General features: G+C 71.7%; 2 protein-coding genes and 1 pseudogene. 1 reads left to right on the top strand and 2 read right to left on the bottom strand.

Annotated elements, in window-relative coordinates; translation table 11 throughout:
- The coding region (locus B9S58_RS28455) for an IS110 family transposase (RefSeq protein ID WP_103532759.1) at positions 1-1,014 on the top strand (1,014 nt) is incomplete at its 5' end.
- Between the two features lie 188 nt (positions 1,015-1,202).
- Here the strand turns inward: B9S58_RS28455 and B9S58_RS28450 are convergent.
- Both B9S58_RS28450 and pulA read right to left on the bottom strand, forming a co-directional pair.
- A complete protein-coding gene (locus B9S58_RS28450) occupies positions 1,203-3,362 on the bottom strand; it encodes a regulator (protein ID WP_103534852.1) in 2,160 nt (719 codons plus the stop codon).
- Positions 3,363-3,546: 184 nt separating this feature from the next.
- Positions 3,547-8,800, bottom strand: a pseudogene (gene pulA, locus B9S58_RS28445) (pullulanase-type alpha-1,6-glucosidase); the annotation flags it as partial.

Raw genomic sequence — 8,800 nt, 5'->3', positions numbered from 1 at the left:
CTGCCGCTGACCGTGGCCCGCGCCACCGGCTGCCGGGTCGCCTACCTGCCGGGACTGTCGATGCGCCGGGCCGCCGACCTCTACCCCGGCGAGGCCAAGACCGACGCCCGTGACGCCTTCGTCATCGCCGACACCGCCCGGACCATGCCCCACACCTTGCGCGCGGTGGACCGCGACGACGAGGCGCTGGCCGAGCTGACCATGCTCACCGGCTACGACAACGACCTGGCCGGCGAGGTCAACCGCACCACCAACCGGCTGCGCGGCCTGCTCTCCCAGATCCACCCCACTCTCGAAAGGGTGGTCGGCCCACGCCTGGGCTACCCCTACATCCTGGCCCTCCTTGAACGGCACGGCTCCCCGGCCAGGCTGAAGAAGCTGGGCCGAGGCCGCTGCGAGGTCCTGCTCAAGGCGCACGGCTCGCGCAAGGCCCACCACCTCGCCACCGAGATCTTCGACGCCCTCGCCGAGCAGACCCTTGTCGTTCCCGGCACCGAGGCCAGCGCGCTGATCGTGCCGGGCCTGGCCGCCCAGCTCGCCGCCGCCCACACCCAGCGGCGTCAGGCCGAGCAGGAGATCGCCGCCCTGCTGGAGGCCCTCCCTCTTTTCCACCTCCTGACGTCCATGCCCGGCCTGGGCGTCAGGACCACCGCGGCCGTGATCGTCGCGATCGGTGACGGCACCGCCTTCCCCACCGCCGGACACCTCGCCTCCTGCGCCGGACTCGCCCCCGCCACCAAGTCCTCGGGCACCTCCATCCGCGGCGAGCACGCACCCCACCGCGGCAACCGCCTCCTCAAACGCGCCCTGTTCCAAGCCGCGTTCGCCGCGATCGGCTGCAAGTCCGACCCGTCCTCCCGGACCTACTACGACCGCCAGCGCGCACGCGGCAAGACCCACACCCAGGCCATCCTCCGCCTGGCCCGCCAACGTGTGAACGTCATCCACGCGATGATCCGCACCGGAGCCCTCTACGAACCACGCACCCCCGACGACGTCGACCTCGCCGCCTGAAATCTCCGCCGCCCCTACCCTCCAGGCCCCATCACGCCCGCACACCGGCACGGCCACCCCGGCGCTGCCGGCCACCGGGCTGCCCATCAGGCACCCGATCCGCCGGGAACGTCCCCTACAAGCCGACCCCACCAGGGTTGACGAAACAGATAGGGGCACCCCCCGGTCGACGGCGGATTCCCCACGGGTCAGAGCTGGAGCCCGGTGCGCAGCGCGGCGGCCAGACCGACCTCCGCGTTGTCCGACTGGCCGCGCTCGAAGGCGCGCTGGTAGGCCTCGTCGCCGACGGCCGCCCGCGCCTGGAGCTCGCAGGTCTCGCGGACCGGACCCAGCTCGGGCGTGCCCCGCTGGGGGTGGCCGACCATGCGCCAGTACGCGTGCCCGGTGCCGTAGACCCGGGCGGCCTGCGCGCCCGCGCCCTGGGCTGCGATGGCGGCGGCCAGGACGTCCAGGCCCAGCGCGATACCGAAGCTGTCGCGGAGCCGGTGCTTGCCCGCGAGCATCGACCGGGCGTGGGCGGCGGAGGCCGCCGGGCGGCCCTGGAGCAGGGCGATCAGGGCGAGCTGGTAGTCCGCGTAGGAGCGGGTCCAGTATTCGCCGCCGCGTTCGCAGGCCCGGCGCAGCGCGGTGGCCGCCTCCTCGGACTCGGTGAACCGGCCGAGCGCGGTGAGCGCGAAGACGGTGACGAGGCGGCAGCGCAGCCGATGGGCGGAGTCCACCGGGACGCTGTCGGCCATCCGCAGGACGCGCCCGGCCGCTTCCAGGGCCGCTGCGGGTTCCCCGGTCATCAGCCGGGTGAGGCCGGACAGATAGACCGCGCCGAGCATGCCCTCGTCGTCCCCGTCGTACAGGGCGGTGGCCGTGCAGAGCGCGCCGTACTTCTCGGCGGTCGCGAAATCGCTCTGGAGCAGGGCCGAGACGCCGAGGACCCAGTGCAGCCTGGTCCGGTGGGGACCGTCGACGGGGCCCGCGTCCAGGGCGCGCTGGGCGTAGTTCCGGGCCTCGGAGAGATGGCCGCAGCAGGCCCAGAAGAAACCGACGCGGCCCGCCATCTCCTGGGCGCCGCCTACGTCGTGGACGAGCAGGTGCTCCAGGGCGACGCACAGGTCCAGATGGGTGTCGGACACCTTGTGGTACCAGGACACCTGGTCCGGTCCGGTCCAGCCGTCGTGGGCGCGGCGGGCCAGGCCGAGGAAGCTTGCGGCGTGCCGGTCGGCGGCGGCGCGGGCCTCGCCCAGCTCGGTGAGCCACATCCGGCCGTACTCGCGCAGGGTGTCGAGCATCCGGTAGCGGTCGCCGTCGCGCTGGACGACGGACTGGGCCACGAGGCCCTGGAGCGCCCGGTCCACCTCGTCGGCGGTGAGCGGCCCCCCGGTGCAGACCTCGCGGGCGACCTCCGCGTCGAAGTCGCTCCGCAGCGGGGTGAGGCGGGCCCACAGGAGGCGTTCGAGCGGGGTGCACAGCTCGTGGGACCAGCCGATGGCGGTGCGCAGGGTGCGGTGGCGGCGGGGCCACACCGACGTGTCGGTGAGGAGATCGAGGCGGGCCGTGCCCGGATCCTCGTCGGCTCCGTCCGCCCCCGGTGCGCCGAAGCCGGGGGCGAGGGCGAGGCCGCCGCTCCGGCCGGGCGCGCGGAAGCCGGCGCTCCGGGCGTCGAATCGGCTGCCGATCCGGGCGGCGAGCTGGGCCACGCTGTGCCGGCCGATGCCCGCGGCCGCCAGTTCGAGGGCGAGCGGGATGCCTTCGAGACGGCGGCAGATCTCGGCGGCGGCCGCCTCGTCGCCGGGGGCGTCGAGTCCGGCCCCGGGGGCGGCCGCGCGCAACCGGTCGGCGAAGAGCTGGAGGGCGTCGGGCGCGCCGTCGACCGGGAGCGGCGGCACCTCGACGACGTACTCGCCGTGGGTGCCGAGCGGCTGCCTGCTGGTGACCAGGACGGTCAGGCCCGTCGAGGTGGTCAGGATCTCGGCCAGCAGATGGGAGCAGGGGCCGCGGAGGTGTTCGGCGGAGTCGAGGACCAGCAGGAGGTGTTTGTCGCCGAGCCATTCGCAGAGCGCCTCGACGGGCATCCGCAGGGTGTGGTCGGCGAGTCCGACCGCGTCCGAGACGGTGGGGAGCAGCAGCCCGTCGTCGTAGAGCGGGGAGAGGTCGGCCCACCAGGCACCGTCCGCGTAGCCGCCGGCGGCGGCGCGGGCGGCCCGGAGCGCGAGCCTGGTCTTGCCGACACCGCCGGGGCCGATCAGGGTGGTCATCCGCCGGGTGGTCAACGCGGTGTGCAGCCGGGTTAGTTCGGCCCGCCTCCCGAAGAAGCTGCTCGTCTCCTCGGGAAGGTATCCCACCGTGGTCATCATCACCGTCCGCGCGCTGGGGCAGGGGGCGCCGGCGGGCCGACCGCCCCGGGCGGGGCTCCTCCTGCCGCGCACACCGGGCCGGCCCCGCCTCCCCCGGAAGGGAGAACGGGACCGGCCCGGTGGACCAGGACGGCTGTCGCGGCTCCGTTGCCGACGTCTGCCGTCACCGTAGTGCCGCCCGGGGTCAGCGCAGCGTGAAGACGGCCACCGTGCGTCCCGGGACGGTGAAAGTGGCTGATTTCCTGTCGTACCTGGCTCGTTTGACCGTAGGATCCGCACCCTTGGCTTGGACGGGATGCAGCGCGTACGTCTTGCCGGCCGGTGCGGCGAGCCGCTGCTCGGCGGTGGTCGGCGCGGCGTTGAGGACGACGAGGAGCCTGCCCAGGCGCATGGTGATCACCCCGGGGGTCTCGGCCGCGCCGGAGAGCGGGAAGGACAGGGCGGACTGCACCTGGTCCGCGGTGCTCAGGGAGAACTCCTTCTCGGTGCTGCGGATGGTGAGCAGGTCACGGTAGGCGGCCGAGGCCCCGTCGATCTGCGCGCACTTCGGCGCGATGGTGCCGGTGGCGGCCAGGAGCGGCTTCGCGTACGCCCACTTGTCCTGGTTGTCGGCGGCGGGCGGGAGGCCCCGGCCGAAGCCGTTGCCGTCGCGGCAGTCCCAGTGCAGGGCGTTGAACCAGTCGCCGCTGTCGTAGGAGTTGCGGTCCAGGGACTTGGAGCGCAGCAGGTCGGTGCCCGCCTGGGAGAGCGAGGGCCCCTGGGAGAGGACGGATGCGCCCATCGCCACCACCTGGGCCCTGGCCCGTTCGGCGGCCGTGGTGGAGGCCGGGAGCTTGAAGGCGAGGGCGTCGAAGAGGGCCTCGTTGTCGTGGGCGTCGGAGTAGGCGAGCGCGTCGCCGGGTACGGCCGCGTATCCGGCGGGCGCCCCGTTGTAGTCGACGTCGGAGCCCTTGACCGTGCGCCCGGAGGTGTCGGTGAAGGTGTAGTCGGCGAGGTTGCCGGTGAGGCCGACCTTGATCAGGTCCTGGTAGTGCAGCAGCCGGGCCTTCTGCTCGGCGCGGGTGCCGTTGGCCGGGGAGGAGTTGGGGTCGGTGTAGAGGCCGGTGGCGAAGCCCTGGACGCCGGGGTCCTCGTCAAAGGGGCCGCCGCCGCGCACGGCGTCGCGGGCCCGGTCGGAGAAGGTGGCGATGCCGGTACCGGCCATGTTCTTCTGGGTGGCCTGGACGAAGCGGGCGTCGTCCGCGATCTCGCCGAAGTTCCAGCCCTCCCCGTACAGGACGATCTTCTTGCCGTCGACGCCGTCCTCGGCAGGCGTGAGGCCGTCCAGGGCCTCTCGGACGGCGAGGATGTTGGCCTTGGGGTGGTGGCCCATCAGGTCGAAGCGGAAGCCGTCGACCTTGTACTCCTTCGCCCAGGTGACGATCGAGTCGACGACGAGCTTGCCCATCATGGTGTTCTCGGGCGCGGTGTTGGCGCAGCAGGTGGAGGTGGCGACGGTGCCGTCCTCCAGGAGCCGCTGGTAGTAGCCGGGCACGATTCTGTCGAGGACCGACTTGTCGTCCTGTCCGGAGGCGACGGTGTGGTTGTAGACGACGTCCATGACCGTGCGCAGACCGGCCTGGTTGAGGCCCTGCACCATCTGCCGGAACTCGACCGTGCGCCGCGTGCCGTCCGGGTCGGAGGCGTAGGAGCCCTCGGGGACGGTGTAGTGCAGCGGGTCGTAGCCCCAGTTGAACGCGTCCTTGGCGGCGGCCTTGCCCACGCAGGCCTGCTGTTCCTCGGAGTCGGGGGCGTGGACGGACAGGTCGCAGTCGGGCTTCGCCTGGTCGCGCTTCTTCTCCGGGACGGTCCCGATGTCGAAGACGGGCAGCAGGTGGACGTAGCTGGTGCCGGAGCCGGCGAGCTTCCTGAGGTGCTTCATGCCGGCCGAGCGGGTGTCGGTGAAGGCGAGGTATTCCCCGGGGTGCTTCGCCGTGCGGTCCGTCACCGAGAAGTCGCGAACGTGCAGCTCCTGGATCTGCGCGTCCCGCAGCGGGGTGGCGGCGGGCTTCTTCAGGCCGGACCAGCCCCGCGGCGCGAGCTTCGGGTCGGTGAGGTCGACGACGAGGCTGCGGGCGGAGTCGGCGGTCAGGGCGGTGGAGTAGGGGTCGGTGACCTTGTTGGTGACCAGCTTCTGGACGGTGGGCGCCCAGACGGTCACGGCGTACCGGTAGGGCTTGCCCCGCCAGCTCTTCTTCCCGGTGGCCGACCAGACGCCGGTGCGGTCGTCGCGCTTCATCGGGTACCTACGGCCGTCGAGTTCGAGCGAGACGGTCCGGGCGGTGGGCGCCCACACGGAGAGCGTGGGCCTCGACTTGCGGAAGACCGGGCCGAGTTCGGCGGAGGCCGCCTTCTTCCCGTACAGGTCGTCCAGGATGCCCGCGGTCTGTACGCCGGTGGCGGCGAGCAGAGCGCCGTTGGCGGCACGCTGGGTGGCGATGAGCTGGCCGCGCAGGGACTCACGGACCCGGTCCCGGTCGCGGGTGTCGACGGTGAACGCCGGATAGTCCTTCAGGTGCGGGTACTTGGCCTTCTGCGCGTCACTGAGCGCGGCCTGCGAGAGCCGCAGCCACCGCCCCTCGTCGGAGAGCGCCCCGTCGACGACGGAGATGCCGCCCTTCTTCGCGTACACGAGCTGCTGGCTGGTGGCGTCGGTGGCCTTGACCTTCCAGACGACGGTGTCCGCGTCGATCCACTGCGCCTCGGCCTTTCCGAGGTCGGGGGCCGCGCCACCACCGGTCTGCGGGAGCAGGTAGCCGGGTTTGCCGCCGAGCATCCAGACCTCGTGGCCGTAGGTGGCGAGGTCGAGGGACTGGTCGCTGGGGAGGTCCTTCTCGTCGCCCTTGTGCAGGATGTAGCTGAGCGTGGTGGCGCCGTCGACGAGCGGCACCTCGAAGGTGACTCCGTAGGCGTCCTTCTTCACGGGCATCAGCGGCTTCGACCAGTCGGTGGGCTCCTTGGCCCCGGCCCAGGTGTGCAGCCCCCAGCCGTCGTAGTTCCCGTCCGGGCGGTGGTAGTTGAGGACGGCCTTGGCGGTGTCCTGCGGCGGGGCCTCGGGAGCTTCGGCCGTCTGTTCGTCCTTGCCCTGCTCGATCCAGACCTGACCGGTCACGCCGAGGTCGATGGTCCGCTCCGGGCCGTCGGCCGTGCCGTTCTTCTCGACGGTGTACGGGAGTGAGCCGGCGCCCTCCTCCAGGTCGGTCCAGGCGAACGCGCCGTACGCGTCCCGGCCGATGAACTCGGCGGTCTTCCCACCGGACTTCAGCTGCCAGCCCGCGTAGTCGCCGTCCGCGCGCCTGTAATGGACGACGGCCCGGTCGCGCTCGACGGCGACGGGCTTCCCGGGCGGCGGGGCCTGCCCGGCGGTGGTCGAGGCGAGAGCGCCGGAGGTGCGGCCGGTCCGGTCGACGACGACGGCCTTGTAGCGCAGCGGGGTGCCCGCCTTCACCGTCCCGTCGAGGTGCTGGGTGACCTTGTACGGGGCGTGGTCGGCGGTGCCGAGGGTCTTCCACTTCCCGTTGCCCGTCTGCGCGGCGAAGACGACCCGGTTGAGCTGTCCGCCGGTCACGTCGGCGGAGATCTCGACGGTGCCGGTGGCGCCGGCGGCCGGGGCCTTCAGCGAGACCCCGGGCTTGGCGGCGGGAGCGCCCGCGGGCCGGTCCGCCTTCAGCGCGATGCTGGAGAGGGCGGGCACGGTGACGGTGACCTTCTTGTCCTTGCCGCTGCGGACGGAGCCGGAACCGCCGTAGATCGTGCGGAAGTTCATGCGGGCCGACTCAGTGGCGAGCTGGACCTTCCTCGGGCTGGTGCCGTTGTTGGAGGCGACCAGGTATTCGTGGGGCCGCTTGGTCTCGATGCGCGAGGTGGCGTACACCGAGCCCTGCGCGAGCCGCTCGATCTGGGTGCCGTCGCGCAGCGCCGGGTGTTTCTTGGTGAGCTTCGAGAGCGCGGCGATGGAGCGGTAGACGGGGTGCTTCGTGTCGTACGCGTCCGCGGCGTGGGTGCGGTCGGTGCCGAGCTGGTCGTCGTCGAGGTAGTCGGCGGTCTTCGAGGCGAAGAGGGTCTGGCGGGAGTCCTTGTCGCCGCCCGCACCGGTGAAGCCCTGCTCGTCGCCGTAGTAGATCACCGGGTTGCCCCGGCCGAGGAACATCAGCTCGTTGGCGAGCCGGGCGCGCTTCAGCAGCTCCGCGTCACCGGCCTTCGGGTTGTCCTGCTTCAGGAAGGTCCCGATGCGGCCCATGTCGTGGTTGCCGAGGAAGGTGACCTGCTCGTAGGCGTTGGCCTTGTCGGTCGTGTAGCGGTAGTCGTTGCCGTACACCGAGGCGAGCCGGTCGGCGGGTGCGCCCTGGGAGGCGAACTGCCGGGCGGCGTCCTGGAACGGGAAGTCCAGCGTGGAGTCCAGGCGGCCCCGGGTGACGTACGGGGAGGTGACCTCGGTGTCGGCGGAGTAGACCTCGCCGAACATGAAGAAGTCGTCCCGGCCGCGCTTCGCGGCGTACGCGTCCAGCGTGGTGGCCCACTGGGTCCAGAAGTCCAGGTCGACGTGTTTGACGGTGTCGATGCGGAAGCCGTCGATGTCGAAGTCGCGGACCCACTTCTGGTAGATCCTCTCCATGCCCTTCACGACCTCGGGACGTTCGGTCCACAGGTCGTCGAGCCCGGAGAAGTCGCCGTACTCGTTGGACTCGCCGGCCCACGTCGAGTCGCCCCGGTTGTGGTACATGGTGGGGTCGTTGAGCCAGGAGGGAACCTTCTTCCCGATGCCCGGGGTCTGCACCGGGGTGTACGGGAAGGAGTCCTGGTCGACCTTCTTGACACCGTCGCGGTCGTCGAAGGGGCGGCCGTTCCTGTCGAGGTAGGGGAAGGCGCCCTTCGGCTTGTAGCCGTAGGCCTTCTCGGCGTGGTCGACGGTGTCGGCGGTGTGGTTGGTGATGACGTCGAAGAAGACCTTCATGCCCTTGGCATGGGCCTTGTCGATCAGCCGCTCCAGGTCGGCGTTGGTGCCGAAGTGCGGGTCGACCTGGGTGAAGTCGATGATCCAGTAACCGTGGTAGCCGGCCGAGGCGTCCTTGCCGGTGCCCTGCACGGGCCGGTTCTTGAAGATCGGCGCCAGCCAGATGGCGGTGGTGCCGAGGTCCTTGATGTAGTCGAGCTTCTGGGTGAGGCCCTTGAGGTCACCGCCCTGGTAGAACCCCTTGTCGGTGGGGTCGTGGCCGTGATCGAGGCGTGAACCGGTCAGCCCGCCCCGGTCGTTGGAGGCGTCGCCGTTGGCGAACCGGTCGGGCAGCACGAAGTAGAACTGCTCGCGCGTGAGGTCGTGCCGGGCCGCCTCACGGGCGAGCCTGGCGTCCGAGGCCGAGGCGCTCGTGGAGCGGGGCTGGCTGACCCGGGACTCGGGC

It is taken from the genome of Streptomyces sp. SM11 (assembly GCF_002910905.1).
Lineage (GTDB): Bacteria > Actinomycetota > Actinomycetes > Streptomycetales > Streptomycetaceae > Streptomyces.
Note: the sequence above shows the minus strand (reverse complement) of the source record. Positions and strands in the feature narration are given on the sequence as shown.

What these genes read in the sequence shown, in the direction of transcription:
- B9S58_RS28450 (WP_103534852.1), bottom strand. Translation starts at nt 3,362, where the DNA reads ATGATGACCACGGTGGGATACCTTCCCGAGGAGACGAGCAGCTTCTTC.